17 protein-coding genes are annotated in these 21,444 nt (G+C 62.2%); 6 read left to right on the top strand and 11 right to left on the bottom strand.

What is annotated here, in order from left to right:
- The first annotated feature begins 44 nt into the window (after positions 1–44).
- On the top strand, positions 45–1,718 hold the full coding sequence (locus ACYQ14_RS15740; protein ID WP_459889324.1) for a GTPBP1 family GTP-binding protein: 1,674 nt from the start codon (positions 45–47) through the stop codon (positions 1,716–1,718).
- On the opposite strand, the gene ACYQ14_RS15735 is transcribed toward ACYQ14_RS15740, so the two are convergent.
- The 7 genes from ACYQ14_RS15735 to ACYQ14_RS15705 form a co-directional block, all read right to left on the bottom strand.
- Positions 1,719–5,933, bottom strand: a complete 4,215-nt coding sequence (locus tag ACYQ14_RS15735) for a ThuA domain-containing protein (RefSeq protein WP_459889323.1) — start codon at positions 5,931–5,933, stop codon at positions 1,719–1,721.
- 173 nt (positions 5,934–6,106) lie between these two features.
- The gene (locus ACYQ14_RS15730) at positions 6,107–6,484 is read right to left on the bottom strand and encodes a hypothetical protein (protein WP_459889322.1); all 378 of its coding nucleotides are present in this window, start codon (positions 6,482–6,484) and stop codon (positions 6,107–6,109) included.
- A gap of 60 nt (positions 6,485–6,544) precedes the next feature.
- On the bottom strand, positions 6,545–7,231 hold the full coding sequence (locus ACYQ14_RS15725) for an HAD family hydrolase (RefSeq protein ID WP_459889321.1): 687 nt from the start codon (positions 7,229–7,231) through the stop codon (positions 6,545–6,547).
- Positions 7,232–7,268: 37 nt separating this feature from the next.
- Positions 7,269–7,724, bottom strand: coding sequence for a double winged helix-containing putative transcriptional regulator (locus ACYQ14_RS15720; RefSeq protein ID WP_459889320.1), 456 nt, complete (start codon positions 7,722–7,724; stop codon positions 7,269–7,271).
- A 2-nt stretch (positions 7,725–7,726) separates the two neighbouring features.
- Positions 7,727–8,659 (bottom strand): methenyltetrahydromethanopterin cyclohydrolase, encoded by a 933-nt coding sequence (gene mch / locus ACYQ14_RS15715; protein WP_283835246.1) that lies wholly within the window; start codon positions 8,657–8,659, stop codon positions 7,727–7,729.
- 115 nt (positions 8,660–8,774) lie between these two features.
- Complete coding sequence (locus ACYQ14_RS15710) at positions 8,775–9,746, bottom strand: transcriptional regulator (protein WP_283835244.1); 972 nt, start codon at positions 9,744–9,746, stop codon at positions 8,775–8,777.
- Between the two features lie 294 nt (positions 9,747–10,040).
- Entirely contained in the window at positions 10,041–11,561 is a 1,521-nt protein-coding gene (locus tag ACYQ14_RS15705) for an outer membrane protein assembly factor BamB family protein (protein ID WP_459889319.1), read from the bottom strand.
- Positions 11,562–11,941: 380 nt separating this feature from the next.
- On the opposite strand from ACYQ14_RS15705, the gene ACYQ14_RS15700 reads away from it, so the two are divergent.
- Positions 11,942–13,474, top strand: coding sequence for a (R)-citramalate synthase (locus ACYQ14_RS15700; RefSeq protein ID WP_283835242.1), 1,533 nt, complete (start codon positions 11,942–11,944; stop codon positions 13,472–13,474).
- A 109-nt stretch (positions 13,475–13,583) separates the two neighbouring features.
- Here the strand turns inward: ACYQ14_RS15700 and ACYQ14_RS15695 are convergent, their stop codons facing one another.
- From ACYQ14_RS15695 to purF, 3 genes are all read right to left on the bottom strand, one after another.
- Complete coding sequence (locus tag ACYQ14_RS15695; protein ID WP_459889318.1) at positions 13,584–13,781, bottom strand: hypothetical protein; 198 nt, start codon at positions 13,779–13,781, stop codon at positions 13,584–13,586.
- A 48-nt stretch (positions 13,782–13,829) separates the two neighbouring features.
- Positions 13,830–14,897, bottom strand: coding sequence for an mRNA surveillance protein pelota (locus ACYQ14_RS15690; RefSeq protein ID WP_459889317.1), 1,068 nt, complete (start codon positions 14,895–14,897; stop codon positions 13,830–13,832).
- 100 nt (positions 14,898–14,997) lie between these two features.
- Positions 14,998–16,470 (bottom strand): amidophosphoribosyltransferase, encoded by a 1,473-nt coding sequence (purF, locus tag ACYQ14_RS15685; protein WP_459890094.1) that lies wholly within the window; start codon positions 16,468–16,470, stop codon positions 14,998–15,000.
- Between the two features lie 355 nt (positions 16,471–16,825).
- Between purF and ACYQ14_RS15680 the strand changes: the two genes are divergently transcribed.
- A complete protein-coding gene (locus ACYQ14_RS15680; protein WP_283835237.1) occupies positions 16,826–17,656 on the top strand; it encodes a COX15/CtaA family protein in 831 nt (276 codons plus the stop codon).
- A gap of 82 nt (positions 17,657–17,738) precedes the next feature.
- Here the strand turns inward: ACYQ14_RS15680 and ACYQ14_RS15675 are convergent, their stop codons facing one another.
- Positions 17,739–18,230, bottom strand: a complete 492-nt coding sequence (locus tag ACYQ14_RS15675; protein WP_459889316.1) for a metal-dependent hydrolase — start codon at positions 18,228–18,230, stop codon at positions 17,739–17,741.
- 221 nt (positions 18,231–18,451) lie between these two features.
- Here ACYQ14_RS15675 and ACYQ14_RS15670 point away from each other — a divergent pair, with 221 nt between their 5' ends.
- The 3 genes from ACYQ14_RS15670 to ACYQ14_RS15660 all read left to right on the top strand — a co-directional run bounded on the left by ACYQ14_RS15670 (position 18,452) and on the right by ACYQ14_RS15660 (position 21,431).
- Complete coding sequence (locus ACYQ14_RS15670; protein ID WP_459890092.1) at positions 18,452–18,868, top strand: CopG family ribbon-helix-helix protein; 417 nt, start codon at positions 18,452–18,454, stop codon at positions 18,866–18,868.
- 79 nt (positions 18,869–18,947) lie between these two features.
- Positions 18,948–19,580, top strand: a complete 633-nt coding sequence (locus ACYQ14_RS15665; RefSeq protein ID WP_459889315.1) for a uracil-DNA glycosylase family protein — start codon at positions 18,948–18,950, stop codon at positions 19,578–19,580.
- A 255-nt stretch (positions 19,581–19,835) separates the two neighbouring features.
- Positions 19,836–21,431: a winged helix-turn-helix transcriptional regulator gene (locus ACYQ14_RS15660; protein ID WP_459889314.1), complete on the top strand. Its 1,596-nt coding sequence runs from the start codon at positions 19,836–19,838 to the stop codon at positions 21,429–21,431.
- Positions 21,432–21,444 lie beyond the last annotated feature (13 nt).

Here is a 21,444-nt window from a genome sequence, read left to right as displayed (position 1 = left end):
ATTCAACGAGAAGGCTTTTGCTCTGTGACTCTCTAGCGAGGCACATGAGCCGTGACCGGGTCTTACTCGAGCGGGCCCTGGAACGTGGTGAACAGGACGGCGGCAGCGTCGAATTTAAAGAACGCCTCATCCGCGACGTCCACCTCGAGGGTGGGCGTCGGGAGAGTTTAGCCGCCCAGCTGCGACACCGCGTCCTTTCCGGCGATGGCGAAGCGACCTACGTAGTCGGCGTAACCGACGACGGCGGGCTCGCGGGGATCGACGCCGAGACGTTCTCCGAATCGATGGACATCCTCTCGTTGCTCGCCGAGGAAGCCGACTGCCACATCGACGACGTGCAAACGTGGGGTGTCGGTACGGAGGTCTCGATACCTTCGGACAGCGATGACGACTCCACGAAAAATACCACGGCGGATTCCTCCCAGGGGAACGGCCTCGTCGGCGTCGCCCGCATCTGCGAAGGTGCCGTCCTCGAGACCGACGACGAGCACGTCGTCGTCGGGACGGCGGGCCACGTCGACCACGGAAAGAGTACGCTCGTCGGCTCGCTCGTAACCGGGAAGGCCGACGACGGCGACGGCGCGACGCGGGCGTTCCTCGACGTCCAACCTCACGAGGTCGACCGCGGGCTTTCCGCGGACCTCTCTTATGCCGTCTACGGCTTCGACGACGACGGACCGATTCGAGTCAGAAACCCGAATCGAAAGAGCGACCGCGCGCAGGTCGTCGAGGAGGCCGACCGACTGGTCTCGTTCGTCGATACGGTCGGTCACGAGCCGTGGCTTCGGACGACGATTCGCGGATTGGTCGGCCAGAAGCTCGATTACGGCCTGCTGGTGGTCGAAGCCGACGACGGCCCGACTCGAGTGACCCGCGAACACCTCGGAATTTTACTCGCGACGGAACTGCCGACCATCGTCGCGATCACCAAAGTCGACGCCGTCGATGAAGAGCGCGTCGGCGAAGTCGAACGGGAGGTCGAACGACTACTCCGGGAAGTCGGCAAATCGCCGCTCAGCGTCGAACGCCACGGCATCGACGCCGCGATCGAGGAGATCGACGACACCGTCGTCCCCATCGTCGGCACCAGCGCGATCACGATGGAGGGCCTCGAGACGCTCGACGAACTGTTCGACAGGCTTCCGAAGACGGCGGGTAACGACGGGGAGTTCCGAATGTACGTCGACCGGAGCTACTCCGTGACCGGCGTCGGTGCGGTCGCCTCGGGAACAGTTATGTCGGGATCCGTCGAGGCGGGCGACGAGTTATTGCTCGGCCCGATGCCCGACGGCCGATTCGAGGAGGTCGAAGTGCGTTCCATCGAGATGCACTACCACCGGGTCGACCAGGCTCAGGCCGGTCGGATCGTCGGCATCGCGCTCAAAGGAATCGAGGAGAACGCCATCGGCCGCGGGATGGTTCTCTTGCCCGCCGACGCCGATCCCCAACCCGTCCGAGAGTTCGAAGCGGAGGTCATGGTCCTGAACCATCCCACCCGCATCGGCGAGGGATACGAACCCGTCGTCCACCTCGAGACGATCGGCGAAGCCGCTGCGTTCTATCCGGAGAACGGGCGGCTCCTGCCGGGGGATAAGGGGAAGACGACGGTCGAGTTCAAGTTCCGCCCGTACCTCGTCGAGGAGGGACAGCGGTTCGTCTTCCGCGAGGGCCGAAGCAAGGGCGTCGGTACCGTGACGGACGTCCACCCTGCAGATTGATCAGTTAACCTCCATCGCTCCCCGCATATCGACCGGATGCGGCTGACAGACGTATTCGGCCATCTCGTCGGTCGCGGTGAACTCGACGGTCTGGGTTTCGCCCTCGTCGCTCAGCAGGTCGGACGCGAGTATCTCGTCGCCGTCGGCGTTTTCGATCGCGAAGTTATGGGCCCGTCCGTCGGTGTTCGTCCACTCGACGGTGTACGCCTCGCCCGCTTCAAGCGAGAGCGTCGGGTTCGTCTCGCCGTCGATTGCTGATGGCGACGTCCCCATCCATCCGCTTATCTCTCCGTCGAGTTCGATCGTCCCGTCATCACCGTTTTCACCGTCGCCGTCGTCGATCTCCTCGCGGATTTCGAACCCGCTAAATTTCGTGTTGTTCGCGTGAGTCTCCGAGGAGATAGACAGTATTCCGTCGTTCACCTCGACGTCTTCGACCGTGATCGACGTCGCCGTGAGGGCACCGACCTCGGCGTAGATATCGTAGTCCTCGCGGATGGGTTCGCCCTGAACATCCAGATCGAACACGCGGACGCCCTCTTCGAAGGCGCCGTCCCAGTGCTCCGCGAAATGGAGTCTCACGTCGTAAGTGCCGTTAGGAAGTGCGATATCGTATCCGAGGTTCTGGCCGTAGTGTTCGCTTCGATAGAGCGCTTGATGGTCGGTATCCTCGATCGATTCTCCCGTAGAGTTCGGATTTAGGTCGTCGGTGGGCGTCACGGACGAGTTCGGCAACGTCTCGAACTCGAGGCCGTCGATCTCGACGGACGGATCGTCGATGTCTTCGCCACCTGAGTTGAGTCCGTACGGAACCGTCAGGGGTTCGGAAACCGCGATCGAAGCGCTTCGGATAAACTCCCGTTGCTCGCCGTCTTGGACGAACGTAACCGTAGCAGTCAACTCGTATTCGTCGCTGGGAGCCTCCGCAGTCGCCGTTACCTCCCACTCGACCGACTGGGATTCTCCGGCTGGGAGCGTTCCGACGTTCGTCTCGTCCACGGCGGTAACCTCGAGATCGTCGCTTTCTGCGGTCACCGCGAACTCGAGGTCCGCCACGTCGATCTCGAGCGTGTTTGTGAGCGTGGTGTCCGCTGACGCCGACTCCTCCCGCGCGATCGTCTGGTCGTCGAGAGAGAACGAGAACGCGGCAGTTCCGGTTCCGTCCGCCGTGTGTTCGATTCGGTAAATACCGGGGCCGTCACCGTCGAATCCGGCTCCCCACTCGATATAGTGGAACCGACCGTCCGGTCCGATCTCCATGTCGTGCGGGCTCTCTAGGTCCAACTCCGGGAGGAACGGCGAGATCTCGAGTAACTCGCCATCGTCGTCGAACGAGACGACGTGGAAGTTGCCGTTGTTCCACTCGCCGATGAACCACTTGCCGTCGAAGTAATCGGGAAGTGCAGTATCCGCACGGTCGTCATCGAGTCGAACCAGCGGACCGCCGTTCGGCGCCCCGTCGGATACCTCGGGATGGGGTGCCTGCTCTGGTACGTCCCAGATGCCGTCCTCTGGCGCGTCGAGGTAGTCGTCCCAGCTGCCCTGCGGAACGTAAAACGTTGATTCTTCGACCGGCGGCAGTTGCTCGAGCCCGTCGTTGTTCACCGAATCGTTGATCGGGCCGTCCGGGTCGAACGGCTCGCCGGACTCGCCGGCGGCGAAGTCGTACTCGTAGTAGGGGTATCCCGGTCCGCGAACGAACGGCCAGCCCCAGTTGCCGGCCTCGCGGATCTGGTTGTACTCGCGGATGCCGATCGGACCGCGGTCGTCGCCCCACTCGTTGGAGTCGGGGCCGTAATCCGACATGTACGTCCACCCCGTCTCCTCGTCGACGCTGAACCGGAACGGGTTCCGAAAGCCCATCGCGTATATCTCCGGCCGGACCAGCCCCTCCTCGAGTTCGTCTTCGTATCCCTGCGCTTCGGTGAACAGGTTGTCGTCGGGAATCGAGTACGAACCGTCGTCTTTGGGGGTGATCCGCAGGATGTTCCCCCGGAGATCCGACGAATCGCCGGACGTTCCCTGTGCGTCGGCGATATTGGGGTCGGTGCTCGTCTCGTCGATCGGCGTGAACCCGTCCGACTCAAAGGGCGTGACGTTGTCGCCCGTCGACAGATAAAGGTGACCGTCCGGTCCGAACTGGATTTCGCCGGCGGAGTGACAGCACTCCTCTCGTTGCTGGTGGACCCGAAGTAATTCGACCTCCGAATCCGGGTCGATCTGGTCGCCGTCGACCTCGAACCGAGACAGCAGGTTGTACGGCATCTCGACGTCTGGGTCGAGCTCGTCGTCAACCGGCGAGTAGTAGAGGTATAGCCAGCCGGTGTCTTCGAAATTCGGATCGAACGCCGCGCCGAGGCCGCCGTCCTCGTGACCGCTGTAGAACTCCCGCTCGAGCGCGGTGGTGACCTCGTGAGTGTCCGGATCGATGGCCACGACGTCCTCGTGGCGTTGGATGACGAACGCGCGCCCGTCGGGTGCGATCGTCATCGACATCGGCGCGTCCACCTCGTTGGTGAGTTCGACCCGATCGTACGAATCCCACACCGTCGGGGAGCTGTCACCCTCGACGAAGTCGCCCGACCACAGTATTCCGTACAGCACGTGCTCGAGGAAGTCCTCGTCCTCGAACACCTCTTCGGTGTGACCGAGGCCGGTGTACCACGATCGCCCGCCCTGATACCGGTGACACCAGGCGATCGGGTGATCGGCGCGACTCATTTCAGCGCCGTCGTAGCTGTCCTCGTCCAGCGTCGCGAGGACGTGTACGTCGCCGCGGGGGTTCCGATCGAAGTCGTAGTACTCATCGTACACGTCCCACCGCGCCGGCAGGTGTTGTGTGGACGGATGTACCTGATCCTCGACGGCGACTTCACCCTCCTGTATCTCGGGATGGCCGTCGAAATACGCGCCCACCAGATCGCCGTACCACTCCCAATCGTAGTGCGTGTCGGACGCGGCGTGGATCCCGGCGTATCCGCCGCCGGACTGGATGTACTGCTCGAAGGCGTCACGCTGATCGGCGTCCAGAACGCTTCCGGTGGTACTGTTCCAGACGATCGTATCGTACTGCTCGAGCTCATCGACAGCCGAAGGGAACGCGGAGGCGTCACCGTCCGGGTCGTCGATCACGTCGACCGTAACCTCCTCGGCGCCGGTTTCGGCGGCGATCTGGTCGTCCATCGCCTGAATTTGCTCGTTCGCGAACTCGATGATATCGTGCCTGAATTCGTCCGTGACCGAGAAAACCAGCACGTTGACCTCGTCCTCCTCCGACGGTTCGACCGTGAGCGTTCCCGACGCCTCGTCGTCGTCGCTCGCGATGGAGTGGGTGTACTCTTCTGCAGGTAGGTCGATCGTATCCACGTCCTCAAACGAAATCGTCGCGTCTTCGTCCGCCTCGAGCGTGAGGGGGCCACCTGTGATCGTATCGCCATTGATGCGGTACTCGATCGTTTGTGCCCCGTAATTGCTACCGGTGTTGGTGATCGTCGCGCTGACGTCGATTGGGTCGCCTCGAGTAACGGTGATATCGGTCGGATCGAGGTCGCTCACTTCGAAGACGGCCGGTTCACCGACTTCGATCGCCCCCCGCATCTCGTCGGGGTGTGGGTCACAGAAATACGCGGCCATCTCGTCGGTTGCGGTGAATTCGACGGTCTCCATCTGACCTTCCTCAGAAACACCATCGGACGCGAGAAGTTCGTCGCCGTCGTCGTCCTCGATGACGAAGTTGTGGTACTCGCCGTCGGTGTTCGTCCACTCGAGGGTGTACGCTTCGCCCGCAACCAACGAGAGCGTCGGATTCCGTTCATCTTCTATCTCCGTTGGCGAAACGCCGATCCACGCGTACTCACAGTCGCCGTGACCCGGCGGCCCTGCGTGGTCCGGTGGGCCCGCGTGGTCCGGTGGTCCCTGTCCGTTCGCATGGTCCGGCGGCCCTGCGTGGTCCGGTGGGCCCGCGTGGTCCGGTGGTCCCTGTCCGTTCGCATGGTCCGGCGGCCCTGCGTGGTCCGGTGGGCCCGCGTGGTCCGGCGGTCCTCCGCCGTGATCACCACCGATTTCTATCGACTCGAGCTCGATCACGTTCTCGGCCTGCGCTCCGGCCTGTCCGCTTATCCCGATGAGTCCAGCGACGCCAGCCCCGCCCGTCGCTTGCATGAACAGCCGCCTATTCAGGCGAATTTTCCGTTCGCGGTCTCTTGTATCACTCATGTCAACACACACCATAACCAATAATAACATCCTATAAATACATTATGGATAAACGTTCATCAAACAATATAATCGGTCTCAATAGCTTATAGTGCTTCTGCAGAGGAATTATGCCGGGTCACCGTTTGTCACAATACGCAACGACAGACGCGTCAATCAGGCTGTAGAACGTATCAATCGATCTCGCCAATTCCGACGGCATCCGCCTCGAGCACCGTTCCACCGAGCGTAACCGCATTGGGATCCGCAAACAGAATCACGTCGTCGGGCATCGATACGTCCGTTCGGATCTGCCGCTCGAGAAACGGCTCGGTAACGGCCGACGGCTCTCGATTCGCGAGCGTGCGCTCGAGATCTCGCCGGACGTTGTGACTCATGACGAACTCGCAGCGAGCCGTCTCTACCTGGCCGTCGACTCGCTGGAATAACGAGCGACAGACGGCGAACGGATCGGCTCCCGTCACGGTCACCAGGCCGTTCGACTCGCCGTCTTCATCGAACGCCCGTACCTCCGCGAGGAGTGCGCTGAAATTGATCGCGCGGTCGGTCATCGTCTCGACATCGAGCGCCGCGGACAAAAACAGGCCGACTCGGTCCCGAGAAGGTAGCCGCTACCGGAGGGTCGTTCGCAGTTCCTCGAGCGATTCGAGGACGTAGTTGGGCGTCGGCTCCGGCTCCGATGTCGTTCGACTCGCGCCGTCCGTCGGTACCCACACCGCCCGCATTCCCGCGGCGCGTGCGCCGCCGACGTCCGACTCGAGGGAGTTCCCGACGTAGGCGCTCCGTTCCGGGTCGGCCTCGAGTGCCTCGAGAGCGACTTCAAACGGCTCGGGATCGGGTTTGGCTCGCGTCTCGTGACCCGCGTAGACGACCGTTTCGAAGGCGTCCTCGAGACCGATGGCCTCGAGTTTCGCCCGTTGCATCCCGGGTGCGCCGTTGGTTATCAGCCCGAGCCTGTACTCGTCCTCAAGCGCCTCCACCGCGGCGCTGGCACCCGGGAGGAGATCGACGCTCGTCTGATCACGGATGCTCGCGAACGCGTCCGCAACCGCACGACCCGTCTCCGGATCCCGTCCCGAATCGGCGGCGAGATCGGCGAAACACGCTCGCCGGAGCGCTCCGATCCCGTCGCTCTCCTCGAGGTAATTCCTGTATCGGTCGTGATACGCCCCGATCGGAAACAGCGGCTCGACTCCCGCTCGAGCGAACGCCGCCTCGAGAACGTCCTCGCTCCGCTGGGTGTACGTACAGAGCGTATCGTCGAGGTCGAAACAGACCGTTTCGATCGCGTCACTCATCGATATCGGCGTTTTCGGCGAGCCCGTAAAAAGGTAGTTACCGCGGCCGATATTCGCCTTCCTCATCGTCGACGATTCCGAGGAGGGCCGCCCAGTCGAGGAGTCGTTCCGCGCGCTCGAGTGGTTCTTCGACGGTGGTTCGCCCTCGAAGTTGGGTGCTCACCTCCCGAACCTCGAGCGGTCGATCCGTCGTTTCGAGATACTCGAGGACGGCGTCCGCACCGGCAACCCGCTCTCGAAACGCCGCCCGAAGATGCCCGGCGTCGATATCTCGCGGCGTTCGAGCGAATCCCACGGAGCCGTTGGTCGCTAGCTCGAGCGCCCGGAGAAACGTCAACCAGTCCGCCGCCTCGTCGCGGTCGGAGACGTGACTGTGCCCGATCAATCGAGCGCAGCAATCGACGTTCTCGTCGGGAGTCGCCGGGACCGCCGCTCGAATCGCCTCGAGTTCCTCGAGCGTGTCGGGCGGTTCGGGGACGGGTTTGAATCGCACGGCTACAGATCGAACGATTCGGCGAGCAGCGACTCGTTCGTCTCGCCGACGACGTAGGTGGGGCCGCCGAGTACGTCGATCGTCACCTTGCCGGGCGCAAACAGATCGGCGGGAACCTCGGAGAACTCCCAGTCGAGGTCGTCGAAGATTTCGGCGAACGGACGACCGTGATCGTCGGCGGCCGTCGAGGGAACGTGCTCGAAGACCTCTGAATCCTCTCGAACAACGAGGTGGGCCGTTCCGCCGTAGGCAATCGCGTCGTTCGTCCGGGCGATCGCCTCGCGTTCGTCCTCAGCGACCGGCGCGACCGGCGCTCGTCCCGTCGCGGAGACGATATCTCGAGGATCGTACCCCAGTTCGGTGAGCCGGAACGTCGCCAGTTCGGCCGCTCTGGCCGCGCTCGTCACGCTACCCACAATGCTTCCGGTCGAGTACGCGAGCAGGAAGACGCCGCTGGTTTCGACCTCCGCGAAGTCGGCGACCTGCGCCGCCGCGGCTTCGGTCGGTGGTTCGTCGGTTTCGACCGCAAGCGCTGTGAGATCGAACGCGTCGGTGTAGCCCATCTGTCGGAACTCGGTTTCTTCGGCGACCAGCGCTCGAGCGGGGCCGCTCCCGAGGCCTTCGAAATCCTCCGTCGTCAGTTCCCAGCTCGCCTTCTGTGAACACAGGAGTGCGAGTGCTGGCTGATCGGTCGATAGATCGATGTAGGGAATCGGTGCGCCGTCGACCTCGCCCAGTTCGTTGCTCGGGGTCGCCAGTCCGGCGGTCTGAATTTCGGTCAGCAACAGTCCCGCTTCGATCCCGCCGTCGAACTCGACGCCGAAATCGAGCACGGTCGACTCGTTCTCGAGGTCGTAGCCGCCGATGTTCAGCTCCTCGGCGTACTCGAGAGCTTCGTCGACGAGCTCAATCGCCATTCGGTTAAGACTCTCCATGGGGGTCGCTTCGCCAGCCTCCCTAAAACAGTTTGTCAGTCCGAACTGCGTTCCGGCTGACGCGTGTCTTGCGTTCGGCTAGAATAGATCGTTCTCGGGGACGGCCGGCGTCGAATCAGGCGACCTCTTCGCGCTCCGCTCGGTCGCGGATCACGTCACGTAGGTCGTCGGCTTCGCGCAGTTCCTCGAGTTCGTCGCGTTCGACGAGTGCGGTGCCGTTGACGGAGTCGCGCTTGGCTCTGTCGACGACGTAGACGGACTGGGTTCGCGTTACCCGTCCGATCGAACTCATGATTCGGGCGCGCTTTTCGGCGGCTTTCGTGAACTCGGAGTGGCCGGTGAGCACGACCTCGTTGTCGTTTTCGTCCTCGTCTTCGCTCACCGCCTTGAACGGCGATCGAAGCGTCGGGTGGACGCTGTACCCGGCTCTCGAGAGCACGGCGACGACCTCTTCGTCGTCCGGATCAGCCGCCGGATCCTCCGGCGTCGAGTCGCTCTCGTGGACGTCTTCTCCTCCCTCGAGGACGTCGACGGGGCTGGTAAGCTCCGACGTGAAGATGTCCTCGAGGGCCATCGCGACTTCGATGGAGGCGTTCATCCCGTCTTCGTACTTTGAGACGGTGCGCCGAGAGACGCCGAGTTCGTTCGCGAGGCGGCCGAGGCTCCACTCGCGGTCTTCGCGCTCGTCTGCGAGCAGGTCGCCGTCGATGTTGACGTACAGACCGCCCGGTGCGGCGTAAATCAGCGGCGGAACGCCCTCGATGAAGAGGTTGTAGGCGGTGTCCGGACTGAAGACCGGAACGCCGTGACGGAAGTAGACGACGTCGGGTTTGAGGTCCTCGTCGCGACTCCGGAGGCCGATGACCAGCGGCGTCGCGTGCAGGTAGTTTCCGAGTCGTTGCATCTCGTGGCCGGTCGCTCGATTGAACGCGTCGATGTTGCCGAGGATCTTGACGAGAAGCAGGTCTTCGCCGCGGCGTGCTGCGATATCGAAACTCTTCGGTCGAATCGCACACCGGTCGCTGACCACAAAGTCCGCGTCCTCGAGCATCGCGGTAACGTTACCGACCAGTGCGGATCGGGACATAGGGTAAAGTAAGCGACTCATTATACATAAGTGTTTCCCCGTTAACGGGTCCGTTCCGTATTGCGTTTTTCCGAAATATCGGCAGTATATTTATATAGTATAATCCTTCCCTTTCGGCGACCAATGGGACCGCAGTCGTCTAGAATTCAGCGAGTGTCCAGTGTAACGATTTCCGGTTGTACCCCGAACGGACGACCCATTGCTCGAGGCCGAGAAAGGGACGCCGTTTCGGCTTCCAGCGCACGCGCATTGAGAAATCCGTTCGACAGTTCGTGACCGTTCGACAGCTCGTGATCAGTCGGATGGTTTTTCGTTCGCATTCACGCGACGACGCAGCCACTCGAGTGCCACCGCGCCGCCGGCGATTCCCGCGCCAGCAGTGAATCCCGGTGCTTCATCGGAACCGCCATCTTCGCCCGTATTCGATTCGTTATCGCCGCCTGTCTCGGATCCGTTCCCGTCGCTGTCGGTGTCAGCGGGACCTTCGGATTCGGACGACTCGTTCGTTGTTTCGTCGTTCTCGCCGTCTTCGACGTCTGCGTTCTCGTCTCCAGTCTCTGTGTCGCCATCCCCCTCGCTACTCTCCGCCCGAATCGCGACCAGTGTTTCCTCCGTGCAGGCATAGAGCGTCTCGTCGGCGAGTGCGACCGTCGGAACGTCGTCGGTTTCGATTTTCCACGAGGTCTCTCCGCTGTCGTCGAACGCGTAGACGCCGATTCCGGGCTCGGGAGCCTCGCCAGGACCGTACACCTCGCCGTCGACCTGCAGGCCGGCGAAAACGGCGTCTTCGTTACTGACAAGCGAGGAAACGACATACGTCGAGACATCCGTCTCCCACGTTTGCGACCCCGACTCCCTGTCGTACCCTCGAACGCTGTGGGTCCCTATCCCGTAGAACCGATCCTCAGTGATCGGGGCGGGCTTGAGCGGCTGGCTTTCGCTCTTCACTCGCTCTTTTCCGGTTTCGGTATCGAATAGGACGATTTGCCCGTTTTGCCAGATGCTCGCTCCGGCGGGATTGACCGTCCCGACAGAGACGACGTCGTCGGTTGCGACCGGATACCGGACGTGTCTCGGATTCGGCTCCGCGAAGTAGCTGTCCGCCTGTCGTGGCGGGTCGTCAATCGTCCACCGTTCGGTTCCGTCCTCGAGTTCGAGCGCGAAGACTCGAGATTTGCTCACGGCGAAGACCGCCCCGTCGGCGACCGCGACCGGTTGTTCGTACAGTGAATCGCCCTCCGGGTCGAACTCCCATTCGATCTCCATCTCGCGGCTGTCTACGGCGTAGAGAACGCCATCGGCGACGACGAGTGCCAGATCGTTCGCGACGACAGGAGCGGGAATCGTCCTGTCGTACTCGAGTTCTGCGTAACAACAGATATCCCCGTTTCGCGGGGAAATCTTGGTCAGGCGTTCCCCGCCGACATAGACGCCGTCGGCAGTAACCGCAGGCGTTCCACCGGCACCGATATCGTGTGTTTTCCACTCGAGCGATCCGTCAGCGGCCGCGAGGGCGTGAACGGCTCCGCCGGTGGACAGGAAAACGATGCCGTCAACGATCGCGACGGAGCCGCCGTGGTCGTACTCCCAGTCAACGACGGGCTCGTCCGGCCCGTCCGTTTCTGGGACGTACCCGTTGTTTCCCGGACCACCACCAAGAGACGACCATCCATCGACGCTCGTCACTGACCCGGATTCGTCTTCGCTCGTTCCAGCCGTGTCACTGCGAGCTGCGCCGGTCGTGGCGAACAACCCACCAGTTGTTGCCGCGATTCCGGCGTACTTGAGGATACGTCGCCTGCCGTGGTTGGTCATACGAACGAGAGATATCGATCGTTCTCCCTTTCCTATGGACTCTGTAGGGACTGTTGCTGATAGTCAAATGATAGCTTTGACGCTCTCTCGCTCGAAAAATGACGTGAAAATAGGTGAAACGTGCGGTCGTTTGCCAGCGCCGTCGAAGTCGGTGACGTGGCTCGTTCTTCGTCAAACGAATCACCAGCGACGCTGCTACGTGGCAGTCTCCCAGAACGAGAAACGGGCCATCATCGGCGGTTTTAAGTTCTCCCTGTTCATTTGTTCGTGTACAATGGCACGAGATACCATCTCAACGCCGAACTCCGAGGATAGAGGAAGTCGGGGCGACCCGGCTGGATGCGAAATTCCGCGATTCTGATAATCGCAGTTCATCACTCTTGCCTGTAACTCACACCCCCGAACAGACGATTCCGTCCGATCGTACCGTCCGCCTTCTCGATACCACCTTGCGCGATGGCGAACAAGCACCCGGCGTCTCGCTATCACCCGACGAGAAAGTCGAAATCGCTCGCGCACTCGAGCGAGCGGGCGTTTCGGTAATCGAGGCCGGAAGCGCCTGTACCGGCGCGGGCGAACGACAGGCCATCTCTCGAGTGACCGACCTCGATCTCGACGCACGCATCACGAGTTTCTGTCGCGGGATCCAGACCGACATCGACCTCGCGCTCGAATGCGAGGTCGACGGTATCCATCTCGTCGTTCCCGCCAGTGATCGCCACGTCGAGGGCAAAGTCGGAACCTCTCGAGAAGACAATCTCGAGAAAACCGCAGAGCTCGTCTCCTATGCCAAAGAGCACGATCTCTGGGTCGAAGTCATCGGCGAGGACGGCTCGCGGGCGGATCTGGATTATCTCGAGACGCTGATGGAGACCGCACTCGAGGCCGGTGCCGATCGAACCTGTTTCGCCGACACCGTCGGCCACACGGGTCCGGAGCGCACCGCCGAGGCGGTCTCTCGACTCGCTGAACTTGGCCCCGTAAGCGCCCACACCCACGACGACCTCGGACTGGGCGTCGCAAACGCCCTCTCGGCCGTCTCCGCGGGTGCCGACCTCGTCCACTGTACAGTCAACGGGCTGGGCGAACGGGCGGGCAACGTCGCCTTAGAAGAGGTCGCGATCGCGCTCGAGCACGTCTACAATGTCGAAACCCTCGATCTCGAGCAGGTGTACGACCTTGCGCAAGTTTGCTCGCGGGCGACGGGGATCTCCCTTCCGCCGAACAAGGCCGTAATCGGGGAGAACGCCTTCACCCACGAAAGCGGGATCCACACCGATGGCACGCTCAAGGACGACAAGATGTACGAGCCTTACGAGCCCGAAACCGTCGGCCGCGAACGGCGGCTCGCGCTCGGTAAACACGCTGGTCGAGCCGGCGTGCAGGCGGCACTCGAGGAACACGATGTCGACGCGAGCGACGACGAAGTCGCCGAAATCGCCCAGAAAGTGACCGAGCTCGGCGATCGTGGTCGACACGTGACGGATGCGGATCTTTTAGCCATCGCCGAGGACGTCACCGGCACGCAGCGCGAGCGCGTAGTCGAACTGATCGATATCGCCGCCTCGAGCGGCGGTCCCGTTCCGACCGCGAGCGTTCGACTCGACGTCGGCGGCGAGGAACGGGTCGCCAGCGGAACCGGATCCGGTCCGGTCGACGCTTCGGTTTCGGCCGTCCGTGAGGCGCTTGGTTCGGCGGCCGATGCGGAACTCGAGTCCTATCACGTCGACGCGGTTACCGGCGGCACCGACGCCGTTGTCACCGTCGAGGTGACGATGAGCCGCGACGACCGCACCGTCACCGTCGCCCGAAGCGAGGCCGACATCACCCGCGCCAGCGTCGAGGCGATGGTCGACGCCCTCGATCGACTCCTCGAGTCCGATCAGCAGGCCCTCGCAATGGCCGACGACTGAGTTCGCGTCCCGGCGTCCTTTTCGATGCGAGCGGTCCGGATATCGGGTAAAACCCGGGCTACGGCAGGCTAAGTCGAGTGATCTCTTCTATCGTATTATCCGTTACCGCTCAGTCGAATCCCTTCCCGCTGATTATTCCCCGGGGGTCGAACAGATAGATAGCCGCCAGAAACAGCGCCATTAGCACGACGAACACCCGGAGGATTTCGCTTCCGGAGGTCGGGACGGCCGGCTCGAGCGTGATCGCCATCACACCCGCAACTGCGATCCAGATCGTTCCGATAACGAGGCGTGATCGTTTGTCCATAGGTGGTCGTTTCGCTTCAAGGATTAGAATAGATTAGGTTTCGGTCGGTCACTCGAGCCGGTACCGCAACAGCGCCGCGATACCGCCGAGATTCGAGAGTTGTTGGCCCGGTGGGAACTCGCTCGAGAAGACGGTCACGTCGCCGCCTTTCTGTTCGGCGGTGCGGACGATGTTGTCCACGTTGAGTGCCCACTCGCCGTCGGGACCGCGCTCCTTTCGCAGTTTGTCGTCGAGGATCAGCAGTTCCTCGATCGCCCCGTACTCGGCGGCTTTGTTTACTTCCTCGGGGCCGTACGCCGCTTTGGCACCCTCGGCAATCTGGCGAGTGAGTTCGTCGATGGCCTCAGCTTCGCTCTCGATTCGCGTTTCCTGCTGGACGTCCGCGACGGCACCCCGTTTGAGGACCTCGTGAACGCCGCGGTCGCCGACGGCCGATGTGTCCACCATCGTGATTAGGTCCGTTAGGTCGGCATTGTTCTTCTCGAAGTGCTTCAGCGCGTCCTGCTTGGTGAATCCGGGGCCCGCGAGGATGATCGCGTCGACGTCCATCCGCGAGAGTACGGCGGCGAGTTCGTCGAACAGCTCGGAGCGGTCGCGGGCGAAATCGCCTTTGCCGGTGGGTCCGGAGATCGTCGCGCGCTCTTCGGTCCCGTACTGGGCGACCGTGTGGACGTGAGCGGCTCCCTCCTCGACGGTGGCAATCGCGACGTCCGGGTTTTCGGTCGCCTCTTCGGCTTCCTCGAGACGGGCCTCCTGATCGGGTTTGAACCGCTTCTCGATCGAGAGTTCGTCGCGCTCCTCGACGTTTAAGGTGTGGTGAAAGCCGAGTTGGTCCTCCCGCGAACAGGCGACGATTTCGCCGCCGACGCGCAGGCGGTTCGCGAACTTGTGGAACTCGATGTCGTCGACGGCGATGGCGACCCACATCGGCTCGCGCTCACCGCCCGTATCCCGCATCTGCTCGTCATTTCGCTGAATCCGGCGCGTCGTATCGCCCGCGACGCGGTCGCCGGGCTCAAGGACGTACTGCAAGTGCCAGAGGTCGTCGATGCTCTCGGGGACGACCTCGACGCGCTCGCGGCCGCCTTCGACCTGCTCCCGGCTCTTGATCTGCATGGGAGCATGTTCCGCGGGGGTGGGTAAGTGCTCTGCGATCCCTCGAGACGGCCCGGTGTGAGTTTTACCAGAAAGAGATGTCGAACCGATTCATCGCTCGTCAGTCGTCGGCGTGGAGGGTCGTCCCCTCGAGTTGTGGGCGGACCACGTCGCGATCCGTCTCCTCGCCCTCGATATCGTAGGGGTACTCGCCGGTTACACAGCCCATACAGAGGTCGTCGCGGTCGTTCTCGAGGACGTTGGCGACGCCGTCGGTCGAGAGGTACGCGAGGCTGTCGGCGTCGATCTCGTCACAGACTTCTTCGGTGCGCTTGTCGGCGGCGATGAGTTCGTCGCGGGTCGCCATGTCGATGCCCATGTAACACGGTGCGACGATCGGCGGGGCACCAATGCGCATGTGAACCTCCTCCGCGCCGCAGTCTTTGAGCAACTGCACGAGCTGCGTGGAGGTCGTGCCACGAACGATCGAGTCGTCGATGAGCGTGACGGTCTTGCCCTCGACGGTCGACTTGATCGGATTCAGCTTCAGGCGAACTGCGCGCTCGCGTTCGTCCTGGGTCGGCATGATAAACGTCCGGCCAACGTACCGGTTTTTCATCAGTCCCTCGGCGAACTCGACGCCGTCGTCGTCCTCGGCTCGAGGGTCGCCGTCGGCGGTCGTCTCGCTGGCCGCGTCCGCGTAGCCCGACGCGAACGCTCGCCCGGAGTCCGGAACCGGCATCACGACGTCGGTTTCGACGCCGCTTTCCTCCCAGAGCCGGCGACCGAGTTCGCGTCTGGCCTCGTAGACCAGCGTCTCGTCGATCACGCTGTCCGGGCGTGCGAAGTAGACGTGTTCGAAAAAGCAGTGGGCCGTGTTCTCCTGTTCGATCAACTGGTAAGAATCGAATCCTTGCCCGTCGTCCTGCAAGACGACGAGTTCGCCCGGGCGAACGTCGCGGACGAGTTCGCCGTCGAGCGTGTCGATCGCCGCGGATTCGGAGGCGATGATGTACCCGTCCTCGAGCTTCCCGATACAGAGCGGGCGATTCCCCTGCGGGTCGCGCACGCCCATGACCGTTTCGTCGTGGCTGATCGTCAGCGAGTACGAGCCGTGGATTCGTTGCATCGTGCGCTTGACGGCGCGGACGAGGTCTTCCTCGAGAAGATTTCGCGCGAGGTCGTGGGCGATCACCTCCGTGTCGCCGTCGCTCGTAAAGGCGTGGCCGACGCTCGCGAGTTCGTCGCGGATCTCCTCGGCGTTGACGAGGTTACCGTTGTGAGAAAGGCCGAGCGAGCCGCTCTTGAACGAGACCGAAAAGGGCTGTGCACAACTCGAGTCGACCGATCCCGCCGTGGGATAGCGGACGTGACCGATGCCCGCAGCGCCGTTGAGTACGTCGAGATCGTCTTCGTCGAACACGTCTCCGACGAGCCCCATGTCTACGTGGCTGTGTTGTTGAAACCCATCGTGAGTAACGATCCCTGCGGACTCCTGGCCGCGGTGCTGGAGTGCGTAGAGTGCATAGTACAACGGTCGTGCCGCGTCTCGACCGTTCAGTGCGACGCCGACGACACCGCACTTCTCGGTCATTCCTGTTCGCCGGGGAGTTTCGCCCCGCGCTTCAGTCATGAATCACTCTACGGAGCCCAACCGATAAAAAACCTCCTTGTTTGTGCTCGAATCGTGCTTGAAAACGTGAAAGATATGCACCCCTGTGTATATAATCATCTCCTCGGACTGTTTTCGAGAGCGGGAACTACGCATCGAAGTACTTGCTCGATCACGCGTCTCGCTCGACTCGAGAGACGCCGTAGGCCGCTCCCATTCCAGCCGGATGCTGGACGATTCTCGAGTGCTGGGACCGACTCGGATAACCTAAATGCGGGCGATTCTAAGCGGCGAACGAACGCCTGTGTCGTCTACTACACACACATCCGATTCGACAATGCGCTCGCTCCGCAATCGGTTCGGCTTTCGGCATCTGTTAGCAACGACGCTCGTGCTGGTCGGTGCAACGATCCTTCTCGGCGTCGCGGCGAAAGCGACGGGGGCCGGACTCGGTTGCGAAGCGAACTGGCCTCAGTGTGATGCCGGCCCGTTCAACCTGTTTCCGGCACACATCGTGAGTTTCTACGAGTGGTTCCATCGCTTCGTCTCGATGTTCGCCGGGTTCGCGATCATCGGAACCGCAGTCGCCTCGCTTCGCCTCTCCTCGGTCGACCGCCGCGTCACCGCGCTGGTCGTTCTGGGAACGGTGTTGACGCCGATTCAGGTCGTCCTGGGCTGGCAAACCGTCGAACAGTACACGATGGACATTCTCTCGCTTCACTTCTGGACGGCCGTCCTCATCTTCACGCTGTTCGTCGTCGCGACGATTCTGGTCTGGGCACCCCGGCTCACGGCCGGCCACGTCACCGCCGTCCTCACGCTCGGTGCCGTAACGGTGCCGTTTCACGTTGCGCTCAGTCCGCTGAATCTCACCGATATCACCAGCTATTCGCCGAGCGTCCAGATTGCCCAGTACGGCGTCTCGCTCGCACTGCTGTCGGCGGGTATCTTCGCAGCGATGGTCGGCCGTCGTCGCTTTGAGCGCGCTCAAATCCGCAGAGTACTCCTCGCAACCCCGATACTCGCGTTCCTGATGATATTTTTCGGTCGCCAATCGGGTTCGGGATTCGACCAGCTGATCGATCTGACGTACATCGGAATCACCGCAGTACTATTCGTGACCATCATCGCTGGAATCTGGCTCACGAAGACCAAAAGGAGTCAGTAAGCCGGTAGCGACGCCACTTCGATATTCTCCGGGTCGGCAGTATCCGAGACGGCGTTTGCAATACGGACGATGCGAAGCGCGGCTATCCGAGAACTGAAACGAGCCACACAGCGCCGGCCGTCGCACAGACGCCGAGTCCGAACAGCGCGTAGTTCGCGACCGGGTTCGCCGCCGGCGTCAGTTTCGCCGTGTAATGGTAGCTCGAGAACGGGCGAAACGGGCGGATTCCCATCGGCGTGATTGCATCTGCGAGCAGGTGCGAGACGATCGAAAGCGTTCCGACGACGAACGCGAACGGGACGATCGACTCCGTCACGAAGGATATTCCGGACGTGAGGAGCATCGACGCCGCCGCGGCGAGCGCACCGCCGACGAGGACCGCGAAAGCCAGAGTGTGCGTGATACCGCGGTGCTCGAGAAACGCCACGTGATGGTCACAGTCCGGAAGCGTCGACAGCGAGACGCAGACGAGCGCGCCAGCGACGGCGAGCACCTCCGCACCCGAGAGCGCGACGGCAACGCCGAGTGGTGCGTACGCGAGGAGGGCGACGCCGTAGTGACCCAACTGGTACATTCGACCAAGGATTCGGTCGCGGTGACTATACCTTTCGTGATTTTCGGGGCCAAGTTATACTGTCGGCTGTACGTCGTTCGAGATTCTCGTCGCTTCGGGAGTGTGAGAATCGTTTCATGGGTACAGCCGACAGTATTAGTCCCGGCCTGTCCGTGCCACCCGTCGACTCGGACCCAAAACGAGACCGCGAACTCTTTTTTACGGCCGTCCAACGGAAACCCATGCGGACGAGTCTTAACATTCCGGACGACATGCTCGCCGAGTTCGACCAGACGTGGCAGTCGGAAGGACTCGAGTCGCGGTCTCGAGCCCTTCGCGAGGCGATCCAGGAGTACATCGAGTCACACCATCAACTCGAACAGATCCGAGGAACCGTCGCCGCGACGGTCGTCTTCGATTATGTCCACGACGAGATCATCGAATCGCTCCACGAACTGCAACACGAGTTCCAGACCGAAATCGATACGACGAGTCACGTCCACCACGGCGAGTGGTGTCTCGAGACGGTATTCTGTCACGGCGAGGCGTCTCGTATTCGGGAACTCGTCTACCGACTGAAAGACTTCGATGCGGTCGGGCGCGTCTCGGTCCTATCGCTCCGGACGGCCGGAGAGACAACGGCCGAATTCGACCAATGATGGCAGTATTCCTCACGATAGATGATCCACCGCTCCCGAAACCGCTCGAATTATTTGTTCTGCACTCGTTTCGTCTCCCGTGAAAAACGTCACCGATAGAACGAGCAATCCCTTCGGTATGCGGCCGCCGTTCAAGCGACAGGATGCGGGAAACCACCCCGCCGTCTTCGGCTACGGTGACGCCAACGCCGACTTTCAGGTGATCGGTGATCATCCAGGCCGCCACGGCGGCGAAACGACCGGGGTTCCGTTCACCGCGACGGACGCCGGAATCGGCGTTCAGAACCTCTTTCGAGACGCCGGTTTCGTCACAGGCCCACAGGACAGCCCTCGCCTCGAGGATCTCTTCGCCGACTACATCCACATGTGCTCGCTTCCCGACGGTCGCGAACCGACGCCGGCAGAGTACGCCGAACTCGAGCGGTACTTCGACGCCGAACTCCGAGCGATCAACGCACACATCCTGCTTCCGGTGGGCGAACGCGCAACCGATCACGTGCTCGGTCAGTATACGACCCAGCGTAGAAAACTCGACCTCGAGATGGAAACGCTCCACGCCAGCGAAATCCGCGGCCGAGGATTCATGGTCGTGCCGATTCGGAACCCGACCGAGTGGGAGGAGGCCGATCGAGAAACGATCCTCGAGACGCTCGAGTCGATTCTGGCGAGCGATTATCGTCAGACGAAGGGTGTCGCGACGACCGTCGGCTAACACTGCTGGCTGTACGTCGTTCGGGATTCTCGTCGCACCGAGGTGCGAGAATCTTCACATAGTTATAGCCGGCAGTAGAAGGCCCGAGACTTGATATTGGGGTATTTCGGCTTGACGCCTCTCCCCGTTCGAACGACATTGGGTGCTTCTCGAGACAATCTCTGATGCCGGATAGACGAACGCGACTGAGAGTCTCTCTAACAGATGTCGTCGGATAACGGAAAAAAGGTATTACAGATGACTCTCGAGTAGGTGATGAGATCGATGGGCTCGGCGATTTCGAGCGGAACAGTGGCGTTCCTCTCCCTGCTGGTGGTCTGCTCGATGGTCGCAGGAGCGACAGGAATTGTAGTGGCAACCTTAGCGGCCAACGGATCGCTCGAGGATGTCAGCGGGATCGACGGTGATACGTCCAATACGGTAGACGAATCCACGGACGACGTGACGAGCGATGGCAACGAGACGAACGTTGAGACGTCTGATACCATCGACGAAACGACCAACGATTCAACCGATGAGGCGGCCAATGATTTAACCGATGAGGCAGACAACGGCTCGACCGAGCTACTAGACGATACGACCGACGCCGTAACCGACACTGGTGATTCCGTCGATAATACGTCCGATGAGAGTATCAACGAGACGACCGGTGCGATCGAGAACGCGACGGCCGAACCCACGGAAACGGTAGAAGACGCAGTCGATGAAACCGCGGACGGACTCGAGGAGACCGTCGACGAGACCACCGACGGAGTCGACGACGTGACCAACGGCACGGCTGACGAAGCGGATTCGTTCCTCGAGGAGCCGGTGGACTCGACGACGGATGCGCTCGAGTCTGCGGTAGGCGGAGTCGAAGACGCCATCTCGTCGCCAGTCTCTACGGCCGCGTCGGTTCAGATTCCGGGAACCGACGTCTCGGTTTCGTCGATCGTCGACGGCGAATCGGCGCTCGGAGCGGTAGCCGGCGGAGCACCGACGGATCCCGGAACCGGCCAGATCGCGGCCGATGCGGTGCTGGTCGGATTGATGGGAGCGATGACGGCATCGGCAGGAGCGGCGGGCGGGATCGGTGGCGCAGGCGGGGCAGTCGCTGGCGCAGGTGCGGCGGGTGGTGCAGGTGCGGCGGGTGGTGCAGGGGCGACGGGTGGTGCAGGTGCGGCGGCAGGTGCTGGTCTCGGTGGCGCTACAGCAGGTGCCGGCGCGGCTGGCGGAGCAGGCGGAGCGAGCGGCGGCGGTCTGGCAGGCGGTGCCAGCAACGCGGTCGCGAACTGGTCAGCATCCGGCCGCCGGTCACTTCGTCGCGCACTCGCGGCGATTCCATGGGAGCTCATCCCGATTTTCAAGTACAGCAGGTACGACGATTCGGACCCGCTCGAGAACGAGACGCGCCAGGCGATCTACGAGACGCTCGAGGCGGATCCGGGACGGTACCTCTCCCAGATCAGCGACGAAATCGACGTCCCGCTGTCGACGGTTCGTCACCACGTTCGGATTCTCGAGGAGGAAGACCTGTTGACGACGGCCAAAATCAACGGCAAGCGACGGTACTACCTCGAGGAAATCGATTCCGAACTTCAGGCCGCACTCGAGGAACCCGCTAAACGCGACGTACTCGAGGCGCTCGCAACGCTCGAGCGAGCGAACAACAGCGAACTCGCGGCGGAACTCGACCGCGATCCGAGTACGGTTACTCACCACCTCTCGACGCTCGAGGACGACGGATTGGTCGTTCGCGAACGCGAGGGACGGTCCATCGTCAACGAACTCGCGGCGGCAACGAGGGCGGCGCTGTTCGAGGACGAAAACACGACGCTCGATGATCCCTCGCCACAAGCACCGGCCGATTGATCGATCGAGAACG

The sequence above is a fragment of the Halostagnicola bangensis genome (assembly GCF_054653435.1).
This window is presented reverse-complemented; position numbering and strand designations above follow the sequence as displayed.